Below are 21,620 nucleotides of genomic sequence, written 5' to 3' on the forward strand. Positions count from 1 at the left end.
CGCGCAAGCTCTTCCCTTTCCGCATTCGGCAACCTGTCAACCCGCAAGCGATGCAACCCACCTGAACAGGCCGAAACCTGACAGGTCATTGAATGTCGAAAACAGGAACAGCCCCGCCAGAACCGCAAATCCGGCCTGGAAACTGATCTCCTGCACCCGCTTGGAAACCGGGCGTCCCCTTACTGCCTCTATGGCATAAAAAACCAGACGTCCACCATCAAGAAGCGGAACCGGAAAGAGATTGATAAGCCCCAGATTGACCGACAGCAGCGCCATGAAGGAAAGCAGGCTGGCAAAACCGTATTGCGCCACCTGCCCCGAAAGCTGCGCGATCTTGAGCGGCCCACCCATCTCGCGCGCCGAATGCTGCCCGCTGATGATCTGCCACAGCCCGGCCAGCGTCTGCACCGTGGTGTGCCATGTGGCCTTGGCCCCCGCCACAACCGCGGAACCCAGCGACATTGGCTGGCCACGCTCCACCGCAAACGTCACACCGAGCTGCCCGTGCGGGGCGCTGCCTTTCGACTCCGGGGCGGCACCTATGGTGATCGGCAGGTCCACATCCTGCCCGTGACGCTGCACGCCCAGCGTCGTCTGCACACCCGCAAGGGGGGTTACGGCGGCCAGGACGTCGTCAACACTTTTTATGTCACGCGTACCAATATGTTGAATGACATCGCCCTGCTGCACCCCCGCGACCGCCGCCGCACTACCGGGCAGGACAGCCGCGACCTCGTCCCGCACGCGGGGCTCACCCGTGCTGGCGAACAGCACGGTAAACAGCACGAAGGCGAGAATGAAATTGAAGACAGGCCCAGCCAGAATAACCAGCGCCCGCGAACCCACGGACTTGTCGTGGAAAGTACGGCCGGGAATCCATGCCGCCTTCTGCGCATCCGTCGCGTCATCGGGGTCTTCGAACCCGTGGGGGCGGACATAACCCCCCAGCGGAATGGGGCAGATACGCCATTCGGTGCCTGTACGGTCGTGCCATTTGAACACGGCCGGCCCGAACCCGAGCGAGAACACCTCCACATGCACGCCGCGCCACCGCGCTGCCAGGTAGTGCCCCAGTTCGTGAAAACTCACCAGCACGCCCAGCACGAACGCAAAAGCCAGTATTGTGCGCAGATAGTCGTGTATCATCGTCCCTCCGCCCCTGTCCGGGCCGTTTTACCCGCATGCCGGCAACCAGGCTGTCGGCGTATTGTCACGCCCGGCACACAACCGGCGTGAGACCCATGACAACGGGCCAGCCCGGACGAACCGCCGCCACGGCGTTCCTGCGCGATCCTGCCCCGGTGGCTGTGTATATCGGGTTGTGGGTGGCTGATCTCAAGCCACGCAGGCCGGAATGCGGCTGGTTGCCGCACGACGGGCCTCGGCATCCCAATGCAGCACCGATTCCAGCGTGTCGGCCGGTGGCGCGCCCAGCGCGTCCATGACCTCTTCCACCACCCGGGCGATGTCGAGAAAAGCGATCTGCTCACGCAGGAACGCCTCAACAGCGATTTCATTGGCGGCGGACAGGATGGCAGGCGCGGCACGCCCCGCCCGCAAGGCCTGACGCGCCAGCCGCAGCGCGGGAAAGCGTACCTCGTCAGGGGTGGTGAATTCGAGCGTGCCGAACGCCGCCAGATCCAGGCGGGATGAGGTCGTGCCCATGCGCCTGGGCCAGGCCAGCGTATGGGCGATGGGAATACGCATGTCGGCCGAACCCATCTGGGCGATCAGGCTGCCATCCGTGTACTGCACCATGCCATGCACGACGGACTGCGGATGCACCAGCACGCCGATACGGTCTTCCGTCAGGCCGAAAATACGGGCCGCCTCAATGACTTCCAGCCCCTTGTTGAACATGGTGGCGGAATCGATGCTGATCTTGGCGCCCATGCTCCAGGTCGGGTGCTTGAGGGCCTGTGCCGGCGTGGCTGCGCGCATCTCCTCAAGCGTGGCCTTGCGGAAAGGACCGCCAGAAGCGGTAAGGATGATTTTCTCGACCTCATCCGTCTGCCGGTCGGCCATGGCCTGAAACACCGCGTTATGTTCGGAATCGACCGGCAGAAGGGTTGCCCCTGCATCAGCGACCGCGCGCAGCATGACATCCCCCGCGCAGACCAGGGCCTCCTTGTTGGCAAGAGCGATGGACCCGCCATTGCGCACGGCGGCAAGCGTCGGCTCCAGCCCCGCCGCCCCCGTGATCGCGGCCATGGTCCAGTCCACAGGCACCGCCGCCGCCTCGATCACCGCCTGACGGCCGCCCGCGACCTTGACCCCGCTGCCCGCCAGAAGGCCCCTGAGTTCATCCAGGGCACTTTCGTCAGCCAGGACGGCCAGTTCCGCCTTGAGGTTCAGCGCCTGCTCGGCCAGCCTGGCGGCATTTTTGCCACCCACCAGAGCCCGCACCCTGAACTGGTCGCGCGCCTGCTGGAGCAGATCCACTGTGGAGCAGCCAATGCTGCCGGTACTACCCAGAACGGTGACGGTTCTCATGCTCTACTTCCAAACTGCAAAAAGCGCCCGCACCCTGCCAGCGGTGCCTGCGCCACCACGCTCAGCCCGGTGCCAGCCCGGTCAGAGCCCCCATGATCGCCCTTGCACCCACACTCCAGAACGGTGCGGATGCGCCAGCACATAACGAAACCGCAGCAGCGACCGGCGCCGCAACCACCAGACCGTCAAACCGGTCCAGCAGGCCACCATGCCCCGGCAGCATGGTGCCAGAATCCTTGACCCCCAGAGCCCGCTTGAGCGCGCTTTCGGCCAGGTCGCCCGCCTGGGCGGCAATGCCCAGCGCGCCACCCCAGAACACCCCGCCCCCGACGCTACCCAGACCGGACAGGGCGGCAACCGCCCCCCCTGCCGCCATGGCGCCCAGCAGGCCGCCGACAGCACCCGAACGGGTCTTGCCCGGAGAAATACGGGGGGCAAGCTTGGGCCCGCCCACCAGCCTGCCGACCAGATAGGCCGAACTGTCGCTGGCCACCACCACGGCCACCACGAACACGACAGGCCAGGCCGTGGCCTCACGCAGCCACAACAGGGCGGTCCCCGCGGAAATGATCACGCACATGATGGCGCATAGCGGCGCCCCGAACACGAGGGAGGATACACAGAACAGCGCGAAATAACGCCAGTGCCCGGTTGCCGCGGACAGGCCCGCGCAAGCCGCCCACAGCACATAAAGCGTTCCGCGCCAGCTTTTGACCGCAAGAGAGAACAGGCGCGCCGCTTCGGCCGCCATACCCGCCATGGCCGCCACGACCATGACGGCATAGGCCACCCCGCCAGCACCGATGCAGAACGTGGCCACCGCGACCATGACCAGGGCGGATAACAGACGCGGGCGCAGGTCGCGCCAAGCGGACTGGTCGGCAGCACTCATGCCGACGCAGCCGGTCTCGCGCCAAAGCGCCGCTCGCGCCGGGCATACAGGTCCAGCGCCATTGCAAAATGGCCTTCGGTGTAATCGGGCCAGAACACGTCCTGGAACACCAGTTCCGCATAGGCACTCTGCCAGAGCAGGAAATTGGACAGACGGCATTCCCCGCTGGTGCGCACGATCACATCCGGGTCGGGAACACCCGCCGTCCACAGATGGGAGGCAAACATGCTCTCGGTAATCTGTTCGGGGGCGATCCGGCCTTCGCTGGCGGCGCGGGCCAGATGCTGGGCCGCCTGCACGATATCGCCCCGCCCGCCGTAGGACAGGGCAAACAGCACGACCAGCCGGCTATTGTGGCGGGTCAGGTCCTCGGCCCGGGCAAGTTCGGCGCGCAGGGAGTCGTCAAAGCGGTTCAGATCACCGATAAACCGCAGGCGCACGCCTTCGGCATGCAGTTCCCGTGCCTTGTGCCGCAGGTAATAGCAGAGCAGGCCGGTCAGGTCCGCGACCTCCTGCGGACCGCGTGACCAGTTTTCGGACGAAAACGCATACAGGGTCAGGTAGGATACGCCACGCTGCATGGCGGCCCGCAGGCACCGCGCCACGGCCTCCGCCCCCGCACGGTGCCCGGCCAGGCGTGGCAGGCCACGCTCACGCGCCCAGCGACCGTTCCCGTCCATGATAATGGCGACATGGGTTGGAACAGCGGCGTTTTTTTCCATACGATCAGGTGACATCAGGAGAAAAATCCATCGACCCGGCGCAAGAACGAAGAACCGGACATGCCTCAGACATATCAGACCTGTTTGATTTCCTTGTCTTTTTCGGCAAGCATGTCATCAATTTTTTTCGCGTGCTGGTCTGTCAGCTTCTGGATCGCGTCGGACCAGGTCTTGACGTCGTCCTGGCTGATATCGCCCTTTTTCTCAAAGCCCTTGGCTTTTTCCATGCCGTCACGCCGGACACCGCGTACGGCAATTTTCGCACCTTCCGCGTAGCGCGCGGCAGCCTTGGCCAGTTCCTTGCGGCGCTCCTCGGTCAGCTGCGGAATGGGCACGCGAATGCTCTGGCCTTCCGATGCGGGGTTAAGCCCCAGCCCGGCATCACGGATGGCGCGTTCGACCGCACCCGCCAGCGCACGGTCCCAGACCTGCACGGTAATCATGCGCGCTTCGGGCACGGCAATGGAACCGACCTGCGTAAGCGGAACTTCGCCGCCATAGGCCTCCACCCGCACCGGCTCAAGCAGGGCCGGGCTTGCCCGCCCCGAACGCAGGCCGGAAAAATCGCGACGCAGGCTTTCAAGCGCGCCTTCCATGCGGCGTTTCAGGTCGTCGAGCAGGGCATTCAAGTCAGACACGGCGGTTTTCTCCCGTTCCTCTGGGGCGGGGGCGGTACGGGCTGCCCTCGCCTGTCAGTGTAGCTCCGGCACCGCATACAGCACGGTGCGGGGGTGTTCAGGCAGCTTCGATAATACGGGTATAGGGCCCTTCCCCGCGCATGACGCGACCGAAGGAGCCATCTTCACCAATATTGAAAACGATGATCGGCAATCTGTTTTCGCGCGCCAGGCTGATAGCGGCGGCATCCATCACGTTCAGGTCGTTGGCCAGAACGTCCATATAGGTCAGTTCGTCGTAGCGTGTGGCACCCGGGTCGCGCTTGGGGTCGGCGGAATAGACGCCATCCACCTGCGTGCCCTTGAGCAGCAGGGTGCATTCCATTTCCGCCGCACGCAGGGCAGCGGCCGTATCGGTCGTGAAGAACGGATTGCCCGTACCCGCCGCGAAAATGACCACCCGGCCTTTTTCCATGTGCCGTATGGCGCGGCGACGGATATAGGGTTCGGCGACGGACGCCATATGAATGGCCGACATGACGCGGGATGCGACCTGTTCGCGTTCCAGCGCGTTCTGCAGCAGCAGCGCGTTGATGACCGTTGCCAGCATGCCGGCATAGTCGCCCTGCGCGCGGTCCATGCCCTTGGCGGCGGCTGCCAGGCCACGGAAGATGTTACCACCCCCGACCACAAGGCAGACCTCGACCCCGTCGCGCACGACCTCGCCGATATCGTGGGCGATACGCTCGACTGTCTTCTGGTCGACCCCGAAGGCGCCATCCCCCATCAGCGCCTCACCCGACACCTTGAGCAGCACGCGTTTCCGATTTGGCGTTTCGCCGACAGAAGCAGTCATAGGCCCTCAATCATGCAAGCAGTCCAGGACAGATCCCGCCCGCGCTCCGGGGCGCGGTATGTCAAGATCGCCCTCTCTTATCCTTCATGGCGCACCGCCACAAGCCGCCAGTGGCGACAAGTCCGGCTTATGGCACGTCATCCAGCCCGATCGCCCGCAGACGGGCCCGTTCTTCGTCCCAGCCCGAACGTTCCTTGACGTTAAGAAACAGATGGCACGGACGTTCCAGCAGGGAGCCCAGCTGCTTGCGCGCCCGCTCGCCGATCTGGCGGATTCTCTGCCCGCCCTCACCGATCAGGATCGCCTTGTGCCCCGCGCGGGCCACATAGATCGTCACCTCGATCCGCACCGATCCGTCGGGGCGTTCGGTAAAGCTTTCGGTCTCGGCGGTGGCACCATAGGGCACTTCCTCATGCGTCTGCATGAAAATCTGCTCCCGCACCAGTTCGGCGGCCAGAAGGCGGTCGGGCAGGTCGGTCAGGTCGTCCTCCGGGTAGAGGTATGGCCCTTCGGGCAGGCTTTCGGCCAGGCGATCCAGCAGGTCGTCCACCCCGTTGCCTGTGCGCGCGCTCAGCATGAACACGTGCTCGACCGGCAGTTTTTCGGTAATGGCCGCCGTCAGCGGCAGCAGCGCGCCGGGGGACACGAGGTCGGTCTTGTTCAGCACCAGCCAGACACGCCGGCGTGTCTGGGCAAGACGGGTGACGATTTCCTCCACCGCCTCGGTCAGGCCGGAACGGGCATCGACCAGAAGCAGGGTGATGTCGGCGTCCTCGGCCCCGGTCCAGGCGGCCGCCACCATCGCACGGTCAAGCTTGCGGCGCGGGCGGAAAATACCGGGCGTATCGACCAGCAGGATCTGCGACGCCCCGCGCATGAGAATGCCCAGCACGCGAAAACGCGTGGTCTGCGCCTTGGGCGAGACGATGGAAAGCTTGGCCCCCGCCATACGATTGAGCAGGGTGGACTTGCCCGCGTTCGGGGCCCCCACAAGGGCTGCAAACCCGCACCGTGTTGTATCTGCCATGCCGTGTCTCAGCCTTGCGGGCCGCCCTCCAGTTTTTCAAGCAGGACTGCGGCGGCCGCACTTTCAGCCGCCCGCTTGCTGCCCGCATGTCCTTCACCCCATTGGCCGGCGGCGCTGACCCGCACCACAAAAAGCGGCGCATGGGACGGGCCGTCGGCCCCGATCGTCTCGTAAACGGGCAGGCCCAGCCCGCGCCCCAGAACCCATTCCTGCAAGGCTGTCTTGGGGTCCTTGGGGGGACGGGCCTGCGCTTCAAGCACGGGCTTCCAGCACTGGCGTACCATACGCCGTGCGGGTTCCAGCCCGCCATCAAGAAACACCGCGCCCAGAACGGCCTCCAGCGCGTCAGCCACCACATTGGCCGCCGTCTGCACCCCGGCCCGTGCCTCGTGCTCCGCCACGGCCAGAGCCGCTGGCAGGTCGAGCGTGTCGGCAATACCGGCCAGGGCAACGCGCGATACCAGATGCGCAAGCCGCGAACCCAAAGCGCCTTCCTGCTCACCGGGATAGCGCTCCAGGAGCCATTCGGCCATCAGCAGGCCCAGAACCCTGTCGCCAATAAATTCCAGCCGCTCGTTCGAACCGGCCCCCTTGACCTGCTGCTGGCGCCTGCGGCCGCCTGCCTTCTGGTTGGCGGCGGAACGATGTGTCAGCGCCTCGCGCAGCAGGGACTGGTTGGTAAACTGGTACCCCAGGCGATCCTGCAACGCCTGGGCGCCCGCATAGCGGTCATCCACACTCACTGGATGCCCCGCATCAGCCTGTTCCAGCGGATTTCGGCCGGCCAGTACCAGACCTGCCAGAGCGGATGCTCGGCCGTGACCGAGAAAAAGACCCGCTGCGCCTTGCCGACAAGGTTTTCCATGGGCACGAAGCCAAGGTCCTTGGGGCCATCGCCCATGAAACGGCTGTCCGCGCTGTCGTCACGGTTATCGCCCATGGCGAAAAAATACCCCTGCGGCACGACATAATCGGGCGTGCTGTTCTGCGGTCCGTCATCGGTCAGTTTCAGGATCTCGTGGCTGACCGTGCCGGCCCCCGCACTCCCGGGCACCTGTTCGGCGCAGGCCTCGCCCTCCAGCGCCGTGTTGGTTTCGTCCCGCGCGACATAGGGGTGCGGGTCCAGGCAGGGCACCCTCTGCCCGTTCAGGTACAGATGCCCGTCAGTAACCTGCACATGATCGCCCGGCAGCCCGATGATGCGCTTGACGTAATCGATCGACGTATCCTTGGTGAAACGGAACACCACCACGTCGCCCCGGTGCGGTTCAGCCCCCCAGATACGCCCCGAGAACAGGTCCGGCGAGAACGGCAGCGAAAACCTGGAATAGCCGTAAGTATATTTGGACACCCAGATATAATCCCCCACCTGCAGGGTCGGGATCATGGAGCCGGAAGGAATGACGAAGGATTCGAACAGGAACGTTCGCACGACCAGCACGACCAGCACGACGGAAACCAGCGTGCGCAGATACTCCAGCACCGTCTGGGCAGCGGAGACGGGCGTATCCTGTGTTGCTGGAGAGTGATCCGGTCTGCTCATCTGCACTGCCTCGCCCGCTGCGTGTTCTGAAAAAATTCTGGCGGATCAAGCCGTGCGGGCTGTGTAATGTCAACCCGGCACCCCGTGCCCCGTTCAATGACCCGGCCGGGTTCTACCCTGCCCGGCCCGCTTTCCGCCGTCCCTGCCGCCTTAGCCCGGCACGGCCGATATGAACACCTGTGCGAACGCATAAGGTGGTTCATCCGTCAGGCTCAGTACCATGACCGGCACACACCCCGCAGGCGTGATCTGTGCGAGCCTTGCGGCGGCGGCCCCACTCAGGCGCAGGCCCGGCTGCCCCGAAGGCAGGTTTTCCACGCCGATCTGGCTGTGAGCCACCCCTTGGGCAAAGCCCGTGCCCAGCGCCTTGGCGCAGGCCTCCTTGGCGGCCCAGCGCTTGGCGAATGTGCCGATCCGCGCCTGCCCGGACCGCGACTGCGCGCGCGCCTGTTCCTCGGGCGTAAAAACCCGCTCGATAAACCGGGGGCCGAAGCGTTCGAGCACCCGTTCTATGCGGCGCATGTCGCACAGATCTATGCCGACGGCAAGCACGGTCATGACCGTGCCCTGTCCGCCTGGGTAATACCCGACACGGCACGCAGGCTGGCAATGGCCGAGGACAGATGCCGCAGATCCCTGACTTCGACATCCACCAGGATTTCCATGAAATCGAGCTGGCGATTGACGATCTTGAGGTTGACGATGGCCGCATCACTCCGCGAAATCGCATTGGTGATGGACGCCAGGACCGAGGCATCGTTCTCCGCCACGATACTGATCCGCCCCACGCGCATCGGCCCCATATCGCCCGAACGGGCCATGGCGTCGTAATCCCAGTCCACATCCAGGAAACGCTCGGGGGTGGCGGCAAAGCTCTCCAGTGTCTGGCATGTGCGGGTATGGACGGTCACACCCTTGCCCGTTGCCACCACACCCACAATCCTGTCGCCGGGGAGCGGATGGCAGCAGGCGGCGTAATGCACGGCAATACCCGACCCCAGCCCCACAAGCGGAATGGCCCCGCCCGACGGCCTGCGCCCCGGTGCGGCCCCTGCCCCGCGCGGGCGCGGCCCCGCCGTGCCCAGCACGCCGGGCAGGCCCGCAAGCATGCGCGGCCCGCGCGGCCCGCGCCGCAGTTCCGGGTAGGCGGCATGCACCACGTCGCGCGCGCCAAGACTGCCGGTGCCGACCGCCACGTACAGATCGGTCAGGCTGCTCTGCTTGAGCGCCTTGAGCGTGGGTTCGATGATTTTTTCGGACCCGTCCACGCCTTCCTGACGGAACGCCTTGGCAAGTGCCGCCCGCCCGTTATCGAGCGAGGCCTGACGCTGCTGCTGGGCCACATAACGGCGGATACGCGCCCGCGCCTTGCCGGTGACGACAAAACGCTCCCACGACGGAGACGGCGCGCCGCCACGCGCGGTCATGATCTCGACCTGATCGCCGTTTTCAAGTTCATGCCGCAGGGGCATCAGGCGGCCGTTGATCTTGGCCCCGACGCACGTATCGCCGATCTGGCTGTGCACGGCATAAGCGAAGTCGACCGGCGTTGCGCCACGCGGCAGCGAGATAAGCTGCCCCTTGGGGCTGAAACAGAACACCTGGTCCTGATAAAGCTCAAGCTTGGTGTTTTCGAGGAATTCATCCGGAGCGGCCGAATCCTCGAGAATTTCAAGCAGGTCCTGCACCCAGCGCGGACGGCGCAGGCCACCGTACCCGCCTTCCTGCGTGTCCGTGCTTTCCTTGTAGGCCCAGTGCGCCGCCACACCGTTCTCGGCCACGTCGTGCATGGCCTGGGTGCGGATCTGCACCTCGATCTTCTGGTTGCGGGGCGAACGCAGGGTCACGCCCGTATGCAGGCTCTGGTACCCGTTGGCCTTGGGGGTGGAGATATAGTCCTTGAAGCGCCCCGCGATCATGGGGTAGGCGGCATGCACCGCCCCCAGCGCCATGTAACATTCCTCCCGCGTGCCCACCGTCACGCGGAACGCCATGATGTCGGACAACTGCTCGAACGCCACGTTGCGGCGCTGCATTTTCTCCCAGATCGAGTATGGCGATTTTTCCCGCCCCGTAACCTGCACATCCTTCAGCCCGGCATCGCGGCACAGGTTCAGCAGTTCGCGCCGCACGTCCTCGATCACATCGGCACCCTGCCCGCGCAGGTAGTTCAGGCGGGTGCGGATAGTGGCGTCGGCTTCGGGTTCGAGCTGCGCGAAGGACAGGTTCTGCAACTCGGTCTTGACCCGGTCCATACCGATACGTTCGGCAAGGGGGGCGTAGATATCGAGCGTTTCCCGCGCGATGCGCTGCCGCCGGTCCTGGCGGTCCACAAAGTGGAGGGTGCGCATGTTGTGCAGGCGGTCGGCCAGCTTGACCAGCAGGACACGGATGTCCTTGGACATGGCCAGCACCAGCTTGCGGAAGTTTTCCGCCTGCTTGGTGCGGTCAGACTGGAGTTCAAGCCGTGTCAGCTTGGTAACACCGTCCACAAGGTCGGCCACAGTCTGGCCGAACTCCTGCTTGAGGGTGGCGTAAGTAACGCCCGTATCCTCGATGGTGTCGTGCAGCAGCGCGGTACAGACCGACTGCACATCCAGCCCGAAGCGCGCCATGATCATGGCGACGGCAAGGGGGTGGGTTATGTAGGGATCGCCATTGTCGCGCTCCTGGCCTTCATGCGCCCTGGAGGCGACATCGAAAGCCCGGCGGATCATGGCTGCATCCGCGCCGGGAGCATAGCTCAGAACGCGGTTGACGAGCTTTTCGCAGGTCAGGGGCCCGCGGCCGCTGTCGGCGGGGTCATCAGGTAGGCTGGCCGATGCGTGCGCCACGCCCCCGCTTTCCCGCCCGGGCGGGAGCGTGGGGGCTGGAATATCGCCTTCGGCCTGGCTCACACCGGCACCTACCGTTTGGCGCGGCCGGTCAGGGCTGCTTCGATGGCGCGCGCTTCATCCCCGGCCTCTTCCTCGGCCGAGACTTCCTGCAGACCAAAGATATTCTGCTCGGTCGGCACCAGATCCTGCACGTCTTCCTCGACGGGCTCGGGCTCGGGCTCACGCGCCTGCGACCGGATCAGGTCGCTGCGCAGCGCGCCAAGCACCACGGTTTCAGCCGCGATCTCACGCAGGGAGACAACGGGATTCTTGTCGTTATCGCGGTCGACGGTCAGTTCCTCACCGCGCGAGATGTTGCGCGCGCGCTGCGCGGCATACACCACCAGTTCAAAGCGGTTGGGAACTTTTTCTACGCAATCTTCGACGGTGACGCGGGCCATTACGAAGAGCCTCCAGGCAATACACTTACGGATACAACAAAAAGATTGAACGGCCTTATTACCGCATCCACCCGCCGCAGAAAAGGATTATTCCCCGATCCGCCGGATTTGCTGCCCCTGAACGGCCTCGAGCATCTGCCCGAGGCCCACCCCCGAGCGCGGGTGAACCCAGTCGGGCATGACGTCGCGCAGGGGCATGAGAACGAAGGCCCGGTCCTGGGCGCGGGGGTGGGGCAGCACCAGTCTTTCGCTGTCCAGGCACTGGCTGCCATAGGCAATAATATCCAGATCCAGCGTACGGGCCGCATTGGGCACGGAACGTTCGCGGCCGTTATGCGTTTCGATATGCTGGAGCACATCAAGCAGCGCGGAAGGGGCGAGAAACGTGGCGCAGAGCACCACCCCGTTCACATAGGGCGGCTGGCCCGATGGAGGCTGGGGCGCGCTTTCATACCAGTGGGACACCGCCTTGAGCGTCACCCCCGGCACGGCGCGCAGCAGGTCCACAGCATGCTGGCATGTGTGGAGCGCACTGCGGCCATCACGCGGGAGGTTCGCGCCTATTGCGATCAGAACCAATGGAGTATGTATGGGCGCGTTACGCATTTTTTGACCTGAACAACACGGCTGACATGGCGTGTTATAATGAAACTGTTTTTATGAAAGCAATTGGCTTTTGAGACTATTTTTCCTTTCCCCAGGTCGGATAACCACAAAAAGACCATGATCTTTAAGTTTACTGAAATGAAAACTCCGTCGATTTCATGAGCGTTCGTCTTAAAACGTCACGCCCGTCATTAGAGGACCAAAAAACATGAATGTAAAAAAAGACGAAAAAACCTGCCTTTTTATCGACGGGTCGAGCCTTTATTCCACATCCCGCAGTCTGGGGTTCGATGTCGATTACAAAAAGCTGCTCGATTTTTTCGCGGCACGGACCCACGTGATCCGCGCCTATTATTACGCCGCCATTCTGGATACGGAAGATTACTCCCCGCTCAAGCCGCTGACCGACTGGCTGTCCTATAACGGCTATTTTCTCGTGACCAAGCCCGCCCGCGAATTCACCGATTCCACCGGCAAGCGCCGCGTGAAGGGCAATATGGATATCGAGATCGCGGTCGACATGATGGAGATGGCCCCCCATATCGACCACGCCATCCTGTTCAGTGGGGATTCCGATTTCCGCCGGGTTGTGGAAGCGGTGCAGCGCCAGGGCACGCGGGTTTCCGTCGTATCCTCCATGAAGTCCACGCCGCCGCTGATCGGGGATGACCTGCGCCGTCAGGCAGACCAGTTTCTGGAACTGGCTGCCCTGGGCGCGAACTTTACCCGCCGCCAGATGGAGGCCCCGCGCCCGCGCACTCAGCAGGCCCCGGTACGCCACCCGGCAGACCAGCTCAGCGAACCCGAGGATGATCCGCTGAGCTGAAACCTCCACCCCGCCCGGACGTTACACGCCAGAACGCCATGCGTTCCAGGCACGATGTTCGGGCCTTTGCCGCCCGCATGCCAACCAAGCGCCCCTAACGGGCAATCCACAATTTTCGGGAGTGACCATGCCCACGTGTTCCGAAGCAAGAAGCAACTTGCTGAGCCTTTTGCAGGGTGCAGAACATTTCAACTCGGATGTCTTCCCCTCGAAGGAAGCCCTGTTCGCAACACTCGCCACGGGCCAGGCCCCCAAGGCGCTGTTCATTGCCTGCGCGGATAGCCGCATCAACCCGAATCTGATTACCCAGAGCGAACCGGGGGACCTGTTCATTCTGCGCAATATCGGCAACCTTGTGCCCGCTTACGGCGAAATGCTGGGCGGCGTGTCCTCTGCCGTGGAATACGCCATTCTCGGGCTTGGGGTTTCCACCATTATCGTCTGCGGCCACTCCGACTGCGGGGCCATGAAAGCGCTGATGGACCCGGAAAAGAACGGTCTGGACAAAATGCCGACCGTGCGAAGCTGGCTGCGCAATGCCGAGGCCGCACGCGCCACGGTCATGCAGAACCTGCGCGCAGAGGACGCCGGCCCCGCAACCGTGCGCAGCCTGGCGGAACAGAACGTGCTGCTCCAGCTTTCGCACCTGCGCACGCACCCCGCCGTGGCGGCTGGCCTTGCGGGAGGCACCCTGTTCCTGCAAGGCTGGTTCTATGACATCGGGACCGGCGAAATCAGCATTCTGGACGAACAGACCCGCAAAAGCGTGCCCATTGCCGATGTCATCAGCCAGTTCGAGGCAGAAGCAGCCTGAACGGAACCGTATGAGTTCCGCCCCCGCACCCGCGGGGGCACCTCGGCCTGCGCCCTGCGGCCCGATCAGGCGCATAGCCTTATGCCAGGTCGCGGCACATGACGCGGGGCAAAACACCCCACAGCCCACGGGCAATGCGACCTCTCCCGTAAAACGGGCATGCCAGCTTGCGGGGACAGTGCTTCTCGCACTTGCCTTGCCAGGGTTTTGCGCCGGTATTGCCCGGGCAGTACCTGCCACCCGAACCCTCAAGATCAGCACCTGGAACCTGGAATGGCTGCTGGACGAACAGGCCCCGCAGACCCGCACAGCCCCCATTGACAGGCCCCGGCGCAGGCAGGCCGATTATGGCCAGCTGGCAGCCCTTGCCCGCCGCCTGAACAGCGATGTGACAGGCTTGCAGGAAACCGACAGCCCGGCCAGCATTGGCCGCCTTTTCCCCGCCGACACATATCGGATCGTGGTTTCAGACGATCATGTCCTGCAAAAAACAGCGCTTGTCGTGCGCGCGGGCCTGCCCGTGCAACGCAACCCGGACATAACGGCCCTGGACACGACAGCGCCCGCCGCCCCCCATCACCTGCGCAGCGGGCTGGACATCACCCTAGGTTCAGGGAATGCGCAGTTGCGCGTACTGGTCGTCCACCTCAAGACCGGCTGCTGGGATGACCCCATAACCCAGACACAGCACGCCTGCCCCGTGCTGTTCCGGCAGTTTGCCATTCTGTCCGACTGGGTGGCCGATCGCGCGCGTGAGGGAGGCGCTTTCGCCATTATCGGGGATTTCAACCGCCGCCTGAACCCGCATGACCCGCTTCTGGCGCAGCTTGCCCGCGCAACCCCGCTCGACCTGGTCACCGCGAACAAGGCCAGCCCCTGCCAGGGAGGAGAATATTTCATTGACCATATTATTCTCGGCGGTCCGGCCATCGGCTGGGAAGAGCCGCATTCCCTGCAGGTAATGAACGTTCCACAGGGGCTGGGCTCGAACCTGAGCGACCATTGCCCCGTATCCATCACCCTGCGCCTGCCCGCACCCCCGGCGGGCCATGCCTGACAGATCATTGCCGCACAGCAGGCCAGATGTGACACAGGCAAAAGAAAAGCCGCTGTGCGGACACAGCGGCTTTCCAGATCTCGGGTCTGTCTCGCGGGATCAGGCGTTAACCGCCGCCCGGTGGCCCTGACGGCCACCCCCACCCTGACGGCGCGGCCCACCGCCCTGACGCTGGCCACCCCGGCCACGACCACCGCCGCCGCCGCCCAGAACAGGCGGACGCATGGTCGAGAACTCGGCCTCGTCCGAATGCCACGGATGGTCGCGCACGACGGGAATGGACTTGCTGATCGTGCGTTCGATGTCTTTGAGCCATGCGCGCTGTTCGGCATCGCACAGGGACACGGCCCAGCCGTCACGCCCGGCACGGGCCGTACGGCCGATGCGGTGCACGTAGCTTTCAGGCACGTTGGGCAGGTCGTAGTTGAACACGTGGCTGACATCGTCAACGTCAATCCCGCGTGCCGCGATATCTGTAGCGACCAGCACCTTGACTTCGCCCGAGCGGAAGCCACGCATGGCGCGTTCGCGCGCACCCTGGGACTTGTTGCCATGAATGGCTTCGGCCACCACGTTGTTGCGGTTCAGGAATTCCGCCACCTTGTTGGCTTCATGCTTCATGAGCGTGAACACCACGGCGCGCACCACCTTGTTGGAGGCCACCATGGTCAGCAACGCGTCGCGCTTGCTGTCGGTGCCGTTCACGAACATGACGGCCTGCTGGATACGGTCCACCGTGCTGGACGGGGGCGCCACTTCCACACGGGCCGGGTTGTTCAGCAGGGATGCCGACAGATCTTCGATGCTGCGCGGCATGGTGGCCGAGAACAGAAGGGTCTGGCGCTTTTCCGGCACGAAGGACATGATCCGGCGGATATCGCGCACGAAGCCCATGTCCAGCATGCGGTCCGCTTCGTCCAGCACCAGCACTTCCAGGCGGGACAGGTCGATATGCCCCTGCCCGATCAGATCCAGCAGGCGCCCCGGAGCCGCCACCAGCACATCCACCCCACGGCGCATGGTCTCGACCTGACGCCCCTGCCCGACACCACCGAACACCACCGCCTGCGAAAAGCGCATGTGCCTGGCATAGGCCTTGAAGCTGTCACTGATCTGGGCGACCAGTTCGCGCGTAGGAGCCAGGACCAGCACGCGGGCCTGCTTGGGGCCGGCCGAGCCGGGGTTTTTCAGCAGATGGTCAAGGATAGGCAGCGCGAAGGACGCCGTTTTGCCCGTACCCGTCTGGGCCAGACCGAGCAGATCCCGCCCCTGCAGAAGGTAGGGGATGGAACCGGCCTGAATAGGAGTGGGGGTCTCGTACCCCTGATCCGCAAGAGCCTGAAGCAAAGGTGCTGCAAGATTCAGATCCGAAAAAGTAGTCATGTAAGGCAACCTCTTCGTGCAGTCTGAAAGCGAGCCACGGCCACTTTTTTCAGCAATGCACCACTGGATGGTCATAACAAACCGGATCCGAACCCCTATGCGCCGGATAAGCGGGTCATTACGAATTTTATTACATTTGCGACAAAAAGCGCTCTGGCGGACGCTGGGACGTCACGGCTCCTGTCGGCTGATTTGTATATAGGTACAGGCGACCGTGCCCGACAACCCTTCAGGACTGATTTAGCCCACAAAGCAGAATGTTATAACGGCGTCCTGCGGTCGTATTATCGGACCAAAAAACATCTGGAAAAATCTTTGAATATTCGGTTCTTTTTTAAATATAAAAGAATTTTCCGTAATTACAGAAATCTTTGAATAAGAGACATAGCCCAAACGATGGCGGGCAAACCTAACCAATTTTTTAAATAATCTCTGCGCTGTACGGTTCCCTGCCACACGCAAATGTCATTGCCTGACGATTCTCTGCATGCGGCAGCCACCACGCGCCGGGACTCCCAACCTTCGAAAACCCGACCTCACGACCCGCCACGACGGCGCAGCAGGAACAGGGCCTGTTCGCCAAACAGGTTCGCCAGCCGGATGGAACGCCGCCAGGGAGCTCTTTCCCCTTCTTCATCCACGGCCATCCACTGTTCAACAATATAGCCGTCCTGACGACAGAGCTCCAGAAAGTCGCGGATGGTACAGGGGTGGATGTTCGGCGTTTCGTACCAGGGTGTATGCCACACGGCGGTCATGGGCATGCGGCCGCTGAACAGCAGCTTGAGCCGGAGCTGCCAGTGCCCGAAATTGGGGAAGGATACAATGGCGTGCCGCCCGATACGCAGCATCTGGCGCAACACCTCGCGCGGGTTTTCCACCGCCTGCAGGGTGCGTTGCAGCACCACGTAATCGAAAGCATGGTCGGGGTAATGGGCCAGGTCGTGGTCGGCATCGCCATGCATGACGGGCAGGCCATGGGCGACCGAGCGCGTGACAAGCTGCATGTTCAACTCGATCCCGCGCGCATCGCACCCGCGGGATCGGAACAGATGGTCGATCAACGAACCGTCCCCGCTGCCGATATCCAGAACCCGGGTCCGGGGTTCGATCATCTGGGCGATCAGACGCTGGTCAAGACGCATCAGCCAAGCCCCGCATGTTCGGCGACACCGCACAGAAAGCCACGCACCGTCCGTTCAAAGCCCGGCTCCTCCAGCAGAAAGGCGTCATGCCCCTTGTCTGTCTCGATTTCAACGAACGAGACATTGGCCGCTGCCTGATTGAGTGCGCGCAGCAGGACCCGCGCGGAGGACGTGGGAAACAGCCAGTCCGAGGAAAAAGACACGACGCAGAAGCGGACCGGCGTGCCGATAAAGGCCGCGCGCATTTCACCGTCATGATCGGCCGCGATATCGAACCAGTCCATCGCCCGGGTAATGGTCAGGTAGGAATTGGCGTCGAAACGCCGCACGAAACTGGACCCCTGATAACGCAGGTAGGATTCAACCTCGAAAATATCGCCAAACAGCGATACCGGGCCGGCAGGCCCCGTACCCTGCGGCCCCTGCCTGACACGTCGGCCGAATTTGCGGGTCAGCGCCTCTTCGGACAGGTAGGTGATATGCGCCATCATGCGCGCGACAGCCAGCCCCCGCGCGGGAACCACCCCTGCTTGCCAGTAGCGGCCCGTAAGCCAGTCGGGATCGGCAATGATTGCCTGACGCCCCACCTCGTTGAAGGCGATATTCTGGGCGGAATGGAACGGGGCCGTGGCGATGGGCATGGCCGCCAGCATCATATGCGGGTAGGTCACCGCCCATTCCAGCACCTGCATGCCGCCCATGGAACCGCCAATGACCGCGAATAGCTTCTCGATCCCCAAAGCCCGCACCAGCTTGTACTGGGCGCGCACCATATCGCGGATGGTAATGGGCGGAAACGCCGTGCCCCAGAGCTCCTGCCCGTCGCCCTCGGCATCCGTACGGACCGAGCGCGGGCCGGTCGTGCCCATGCACCCGCCCAGAACGTTGGAACAGATCACGAAAAACCGGTCGGTATCGATGGGTTTGCCCGGCCCCACCATGGCACTCCACCAGCCGGGCTTGCCGGTCAGCGGGTGCTGTTCCGCCACATACTGGTCGCCCGTAAAAGCGTGGCAGATCAGAATGGCGTTGTCGCGCCGCGCGGAAAGCGTGCCATAGGTGCTGTACGCCACATCCACCGGGGCAAGATGGACACCGCAGTCCAGGTCAAGCCCTTCGGCAATGCGGATATGCGGATGCTCGCCAACGGCAAGAGGCGTGGTGCTGTTCATGAAGGCGCTGCTTTCTCCAACCAAACCGTACCAGCACCGGAACCCCCATGCGGCCCGGTGCCCCCCGCCCTTCGCGCATGAGCGGAAAAACGCATGGCCTGACCTAGTGTTCCATCTTGAGAGCGGCCAGGAAGGCGCTCTGCGGAATTTCGACCTTGCCGAACTGCCGCATGCGCTTTTTACCTTCCTTCTGCTTTTCCAGCAGTTTGCGTTTGCGCGAAATATCGCCGCCATAGCACTTGGCCGTCACGTCCTTGGACATGGCGCCAATGGTTTCACGCGCGATGACGCGACTGCCAATGGCCGCCTGGATGGCGATCTTGAACAACTGCCGCGGGATCAGTTCCTTCAGGCGCGCGCAAATCGAGCGGCCGCGTGTTTCCGCCGCCGAACGGTGCGCGATAAAGGACAGCGCATCCACCGGTTCCTGATTGACCAGAATGGAAATACGCACCAGATCGCTCTCCTGGTAGCTGTCCATCTGGTAATCGAAACTGGCGTAGCCGCGTGTCAGCGATTTCAGCCGGTCGTAGAAATCGAACACGACCTCGTTCAGTGGCAGACGGTACACCGCCATGGCCCGGGTGCCGATATAGGTCAGGTCCACCTGCACGCCGCGCCGTTCCGTGCACAGGGTCAGCACCGCACCCAGATATTCGTCCGGCACCATGATGGTGGCCTTGATCCACGGTTCCTCGATCGTCTCGATCAGGGACGGGTCGGGCATGTCGGCCGGGTTGTGCAGGTCTTCCAGTTCGCCATTGGTGCGACGGATCTTGTAGACGACCGAAGGAGCTGTTGCGATCAGGTCCAGATCGAATTCGCGCGACAGGCGTTCCTGGATGATTTCAAGGTGCAGGAGCCCCAGAAAACCGCAGCGGAACCCGAAGCCGAGTGCGGCCGAGGTTTCCGCCTCGTAATGGAACGACGCATCGTTCAGCCGCAGCTTGGCAAGACTGTCGCGCAGTTTTTCAAAATCGTCCGCCACAATCGGATACAGCCCACACCACACCACGGGAATGGACGGCTTGAACCCGGCCAGCGCCGTCTGTGCCGGGCGGCGGTCATCCGTAATGGTGTCACCCACGTTACAGTCGGCCACGGTCTTGATGGCGGCGTTGATATAGCCCATCTCGCCCGGGCCAAGGCTTTCAACCGGGGTCATGCGCGGGGCGAACACACCCACCTGATCGACCTGATGCACCCCCCCCGACGACATCATGCGGATTTTCATACCGCGCTTGAGCCGCCCTTCCTTGATGCGGACCAGAACGATCACGCCCAGATAGGGATCGTACCAGCTATCCACCAGCATGGCGCGCAGGGGCAGTTCCGCATCGCCCACGGGCGGGGGCAGACGGGTGACGATCGCCTCGAGCACGCCTTCGATGTTCAGGCCGGTCTTGGCGGAAATTTCCACCGCGTCATCGGCGGGAATGCCGATCACTTCCTCGATCTGCGCCTTGACGCGCTCGGGCTCCGCCGCGGGCAGGTCGACCTTGTTGAGCACGGGCACGATCTCGTGGTTGGCCTCGATCGCCTGATAGACGTTGGCCAGGGTCTGTGCCTCCACCCCCTGGGATGCGTCGACCACCAGCAAGGACCCCTCGCACGCGGCCAGCGAACGGCTGACCTCATACGCGAAGTCGACATGGCCGGGCGTGTCCATCAGGTTGAGCACGTAGGTCTGGCCATCCTTGGCGGGATAGGTCAGGCGGACGGTCTGCGCCTTGATGGTAATGCCACGCTCGCGCTCCAGGTCCATGTTGTCGAGAACCTGGTTGGTCATTTCACGCGCGGTCAGCGCGCCGCACGCCTGGATGAGGCGATCCGCCAGAGTGGATTTTCCATGATCGATATGCGCGATGATGGAAAAATTACGGATGAGCGAAAGGGGTGTATCGGTCATGCTGCACCCTTTACGGGAAATGATTGGAAAAGTCAGCCGGTTGCTGAGGCTCCGACCCTCTTTGACGCATTATTTTTTCCACGCCCCGCCCGCCCGTGCCACGCAGCCGCTCCATCCGGGTCCGGCAGCGGCCAAAACCGTGGCCCCTGCCCGCCGGATTACAGCGTGACCATGACAATCCGGTGCAGCCAGACATCGCGCCCGGGCGGAACGGCAAGAACCTGCCAGGGGGCGGCAAAGGGCTCGATCGACAGGGACTCGCCCCCCCGCACGAACCCAGCGCAGGGTTCGGCCCCCACGCGCAGCAGCAGCGCGCGGTCCTGCGCACGCGGAACAAGCCCCGGCACCACCACGGCGGAGGCTCCTTCGCGCAGGACAGGCTCCATCCGCGCGGTGTCGATCCTTACCATATAAGCGGGGGCGGCAATACTGAACGGGCAGTCCTGCTCGTCCCAGGCGGGGCCGGTGGGGTGGCCCTGACGGTCGAACAGGCCTGACTGGCCAAGCTGGGAAAAAGGCAGGCTGCACACCTGCCGCATCCCCTGCGCGCCCTCTGACGACGCGGGAGGAAGCATGCCATACGGTGCCCCCGCTGACCTGCCGGACATCTGGCCCGCGGGCATGCCCCCCGGCAGCCCCGGTGCCGCGGCCGATGACCCACGCGCCCCCTCAAGGCTGGCGGCAAAAACCGTCAGCGGAATATGCAGCGCCTCCAATGCGCGCAAAAGCGAATTGACCGACGGCCAGCGATACGCCCCGTCCGCCCCCACCCGGCGCGAGGGATTGAAAGTCGTGGCGTCCAGACCGGCCGCCCGTGCCAGGGCGGAGGGGGTAAAGCCGCGTTCCAGCGCCAGGCGGTCCAGCGTTGTCCAGACCTCCTGCGGCGCGATCATGCCCCCTTCCCTATGGCTGGCTTTTGTTTGAGCACTTCCGTCGCATGACGGGCGGCACCTTCATCCGTCACGACAAAACGGCCCGAACCGGTCGCCGCGACAAACCCCATCCCGCGCATGCGCGCGAGACACGGATCGTCCTGCAGGCCGGACGGACGGCCATGCTCCCCCGCCAGACAGAGCCTGTGCAGGGCGGCCCGGCAGCAGGTTTCAAGATAGGGCTCGTTCCACATACCGCGCAGGATCGTCGATCCGGCGCGTGTGAGCAAGCATCTCCTTGCGCCAGCTCCCTGACCGAACACAAAACGCAAGGTCCGGGGCAGCCGGAAGTCCTGCCCCCCGGCCCATCCCCGGCCCGCCCTCAAGCCGCCCCGGCCACAGATTCAGC

Annotated in this window: 22 protein-coding genes; 3 read left to right on the forward strand and 19 right to left on the reverse strand. The window is 63.7% G+C overall.

What is annotated here, in order from left to right:
- Positions 1–36 precede the first annotated feature (36 nt).
- From rseP to folK, 13 genes are all read right to left on the reverse strand, one after another.
- On the reverse strand, positions 37–1,146 hold the full coding sequence (gene rseP, locus ABF990_RS10875) for an RIP metalloprotease RseP (RefSeq protein ID WP_415500289.1): 1,110 nt from the start codon (positions 1,144–1,146) through the stop codon (positions 37–39).
- Between the two features lie 189 nt (positions 1,147–1,335).
- Positions 1,336–2,493 (reverse strand): 1-deoxy-D-xylulose-5-phosphate reductoisomerase, encoded by a 1,158-nt coding sequence (gene dxr, locus ABF990_RS10880; RefSeq protein WP_415500288.1) that lies wholly within the window; start codon positions 2,491–2,493, stop codon positions 1,336–1,338.
- Positions 2,494–2,554: 61 nt separating this feature from the next.
- Positions 2,555–3,385, reverse strand: coding sequence for a phosphatidate cytidylyltransferase (locus tag ABF990_RS10885; protein ID WP_415491755.1), 831 nt, complete (start codon positions 3,383–3,385; stop codon positions 2,555–2,557).
- A complete protein-coding gene (gene uppS / locus ABF990_RS10890) occupies positions 3,382–4,122 on the reverse strand; it encodes a polyprenyl diphosphate synthase (protein ID WP_415491754.1) in 741 nt (246 codons plus the stop codon). The genes ABF990_RS10885 and uppS overlap by 4 nt, the downstream gene beginning before the upstream one ends.
- 59 nt (positions 4,123–4,181) lie before the next feature.
- Positions 4,182–4,703, reverse strand: coding sequence for a ribosome recycling factor (gene frr, locus ABF990_RS10895; RefSeq protein ID WP_415491783.1), 522 nt, complete (start codon positions 4,701–4,703; stop codon positions 4,182–4,184).
- Positions 4,704–4,842: 139 nt separating this feature from the next.
- Positions 4,843–5,580, reverse strand: coding sequence for a UMP kinase (gene pyrH, locus ABF990_RS10900; RefSeq protein WP_415491753.1), 738 nt, complete (start codon positions 5,578–5,580; stop codon positions 4,843–4,845).
- A 127-nt stretch (positions 5,581–5,707) separates the two neighbouring features.
- The gene (era, locus tag ABF990_RS10905) at positions 5,708–6,607 is read right to left on the reverse strand and encodes a GTPase Era (protein WP_415491752.1); all 900 of its coding nucleotides are present in this window, start codon (positions 6,605–6,607) and stop codon (positions 5,708–5,710) included.
- Between the two features lie 8 nt (positions 6,608–6,615).
- A complete protein-coding gene (gene rnc, locus ABF990_RS10910; RefSeq protein ID WP_415491781.1) occupies positions 6,616–7,344 on the reverse strand; it encodes a ribonuclease III in 729 nt (242 codons plus the stop codon).
- A gap of 2 nt (positions 7,345–7,346) precedes the next feature.
- On the reverse strand, positions 7,347–8,150 hold the full coding sequence (gene lepB / locus ABF990_RS10915) for a signal peptidase I (RefSeq protein ID WP_415491751.1): 804 nt from the start codon (positions 8,148–8,150) through the stop codon (positions 7,347–7,349).
- A gap of 150 nt (positions 8,151–8,300) precedes the next feature.
- Entirely contained in the window at positions 8,301–8,708 is a 408-nt protein-coding gene (acpS, locus tag ABF990_RS10920; RefSeq protein WP_415491750.1) for a holo-ACP synthase, read from the reverse strand.
- Positions 8,705–10,984, reverse strand: coding sequence for a RelA/SpoT family protein (locus ABF990_RS10925; RefSeq protein WP_415500301.1), 2,280 nt, complete (start codon positions 10,982–10,984; stop codon positions 8,705–8,707). Before ABF990_RS10925 ends, acpS begins: the two co-directional genes overlap by 4 nt.
- Positions 10,985–11,055: 71 nt before the next feature.
- A complete protein-coding gene (gene rpoZ, locus ABF990_RS10930; protein WP_415491814.1) occupies positions 11,056–11,427 on the reverse strand; it encodes a DNA-directed RNA polymerase subunit omega in 372 nt (123 codons plus the stop codon).
- Positions 11,428–11,514: 87 nt separating this feature from the next.
- Entirely contained in the window at positions 11,515–12,033 is a 519-nt protein-coding gene (gene folK, locus ABF990_RS10935) for a 2-amino-4-hydroxy-6-hydroxymethyldihydropteridine diphosphokinase (RefSeq protein WP_415500286.1), read from the reverse strand.
- A gap of 208 nt (positions 12,034–12,241) precedes the next feature.
- Between folK and ABF990_RS10940 the strand changes: the two genes are divergently transcribed.
- The 3 genes from ABF990_RS10940 to ABF990_RS10950 all read left to right on the forward strand — a co-directional run bounded on the left by ABF990_RS10940 (position 12,242) and on the right by ABF990_RS10950 (position 14,730).
- On the forward strand, positions 12,242–12,859 hold the full coding sequence (locus tag ABF990_RS10940) for an NYN domain-containing protein (protein WP_415500285.1): 618 nt from the start codon (positions 12,242–12,244) through the stop codon (positions 12,857–12,859).
- A gap of 127 nt (positions 12,860–12,986) precedes the next feature.
- Positions 12,987–13,673: a carbonic anhydrase gene (locus ABF990_RS10945; RefSeq protein WP_415491817.1), complete on the forward strand. Its 687-nt coding sequence runs from the start codon at positions 12,987–12,989 to the stop codon at positions 13,671–13,673.
- A 196-nt stretch (positions 13,674–13,869) separates the two neighbouring features.
- Positions 13,870–14,730: an endonuclease/exonuclease/phosphatase family protein gene (locus ABF990_RS10950; RefSeq protein ID WP_415506607.1), complete on the forward strand. Its 861-nt coding sequence runs from the start codon at positions 13,870–13,872 to the stop codon at positions 14,728–14,730.
- Positions 14,731–14,829: 99 nt separating this feature from the next.
- On the opposite strand, the gene ABF990_RS10955 is transcribed toward ABF990_RS10950, so the two are convergent.
- The 6 genes from ABF990_RS10955 to ABF990_RS10980 form a co-directional block, all read right to left on the reverse strand.
- Entirely contained in the window at positions 14,830–16,113 is a 1,284-nt protein-coding gene (locus ABF990_RS10955; RefSeq protein WP_415491819.1) for a DEAD/DEAH box helicase, read from the reverse strand.
- A 536-nt stretch (positions 16,114–16,649) separates the two neighbouring features.
- Positions 16,650–17,258, reverse strand: a complete 609-nt coding sequence (metW, locus tag ABF990_RS10960; RefSeq protein ID WP_415491820.1) for a methionine biosynthesis protein MetW — start codon at positions 17,256–17,258, stop codon at positions 16,650–16,652.
- Positions 17,258–18,430 (reverse strand): homoserine O-acetyltransferase MetX, encoded by a 1,173-nt coding sequence (gene metX, locus ABF990_RS10965; RefSeq protein WP_415500282.1) that lies wholly within the window; start codon positions 18,428–18,430, stop codon positions 17,258–17,260. The genes metW and metX overlap by 1 nt, the downstream gene beginning before the upstream one ends.
- A 103-nt stretch (positions 18,431–18,533) precedes the next feature.
- Positions 18,534–20,339: a translation elongation factor 4 gene (gene lepA / locus ABF990_RS10970; RefSeq protein WP_415491822.1), complete on the reverse strand. Its 1,806-nt coding sequence runs from the start codon at positions 20,337–20,339 to the stop codon at positions 18,534–18,536.
- Positions 20,340–20,497: 158 nt separating this feature from the next.
- A complete protein-coding gene (locus ABF990_RS10975; RefSeq protein WP_415500281.1) occupies positions 20,498–21,232 on the reverse strand; it encodes a helix-turn-helix transcriptional regulator in 735 nt (244 codons plus the stop codon).
- Positions 21,229–21,465: a hypothetical protein gene (locus tag ABF990_RS10980; RefSeq protein WP_415491835.1), complete on the reverse strand. Its 237-nt coding sequence runs from the start codon at positions 21,463–21,465 to the stop codon at positions 21,229–21,231. Before ABF990_RS10980 ends, ABF990_RS10975 begins: the two co-directional genes overlap by 4 nt.
- Positions 21,466–21,620: the final 155 nt, after the last annotated feature.

The organism is Acetobacter sp., assembly GCF_047723915.1.
Lineage (GTDB): Bacteria > Pseudomonadota > Alphaproteobacteria > Acetobacterales > Acetobacteraceae > Acetobacter.

Bases quoted from the DNA above. Each gene is read 5' to 3' on its own strand.
- ABF990_RS10945 (WP_415491817.1), top strand. From the start codon at position 12,987: ATGCCCACGTGTTCCGAAGCAAGAAGCAACTTGCTGAGCCTTTTGCAG.
- rseP (WP_415500289.1), bottom strand. From the start codon at position 1,146: ATGATACACGACTATCTGCGCACAATACTGGCTTTTGCGTTCGTGCTG.
- folK (WP_415500286.1), bottom strand. From the start codon at position 12,033: ATGCGTAACGCGCCCATACATACTCCATTGGTTCTGATCGCAATAGGC.
- era (WP_415491752.1), bottom strand. From the start codon at position 6,607: ATGGCAGATACAACACGGTGCGGGTTTGCAGCCCTTGTGGGGGCCCCG.
- lepA (WP_415491822.1), bottom strand. From the start codon at position 20,339: ATGACCGATACACCCCTTTCGCTCATCCGTAATTTTTCCATCATCGCG.
- ABF990_RS10885 (WP_415491755.1), bottom strand. From the start codon at position 3,385: ATGAGTGCTGCCGACCAGTCCGCTTGGCGCGACCTGCGCCCGCGTCTG.
- ABF990_RS10955 (WP_415491819.1), bottom strand. From the start codon at position 16,113: ATGACTACTTTTTCGGATCTGAATCTTGCAGCACCTTTGCTTCAGGCT.
- frr (WP_415491783.1), bottom strand. From the start codon at position 4,703: ATGGAAGGCGCGCTTGAAAGCCTGCGTCGCGATTTTTCCGGCCTGCGT.
- lepB (WP_415491751.1), bottom strand. From the start codon at position 8,150: ATGAGCAGACCGGATCACTCTCCAGCAACACAGGATACGCCCGTCTCC.
- pyrH (WP_415491753.1), bottom strand. From the start codon at position 5,580: ATGACTGCTTCTGTCGGCGAAACGCCAAATCGGAAACGCGTGCTGCTC.
- uppS (WP_415491754.1), bottom strand. From the start codon at position 4,122: ATGTCACCTGATCGTATGGAAAAAAACGCCGCTGTTCCAACCCATGTC.
- ABF990_RS10940 (WP_415500285.1), top strand. From the start codon at position 12,242: ATGAATGTAAAAAAAGACGAAAAAACCTGCCTTTTTATCGACGGGTCG.
- metX (WP_415500282.1), bottom strand. From the start codon at position 18,430: ATGAACAGCACCACGCCTCTTGCCGTTGGCGAGCATCCGCATATCCGC.
- ABF990_RS10975 (WP_415500281.1), bottom strand. From the start codon at position 21,232: ATGATCGCGCCGCAGGAGGTCTGGACAACGCTGGACCGCCTGGCGCTG.
- acpS (WP_415491750.1), bottom strand. From the start codon at position 8,708: ATGACCGTGCTTGCCGTCGGCATAGATCTGTGCGACATGCGCCGCATA.
- rpoZ (WP_415491814.1), bottom strand. From the start codon at position 11,427: ATGGCCCGCGTCACCGTCGAAGATTGCGTAGAAAAAGTTCCCAACCGC.
- dxr (WP_415500288.1), bottom strand. From the start codon at position 2,493: ATGAGAACCGTCACCGTTCTGGGTAGTACCGGCAGCATTGGCTGCTCC.
- metW (WP_415491820.1), bottom strand. From the start codon at position 17,258: ATGCGTCTTGACCAGCGTCTGATCGCCCAGATGATCGAACCCCGGACC.
- ABF990_RS10980 (WP_415491835.1), bottom strand. From the start codon at position 21,465: ATGTGGAACGAGCCCTATCTTGAAACCTGCTGCCGGGCCGCCCTGCAC.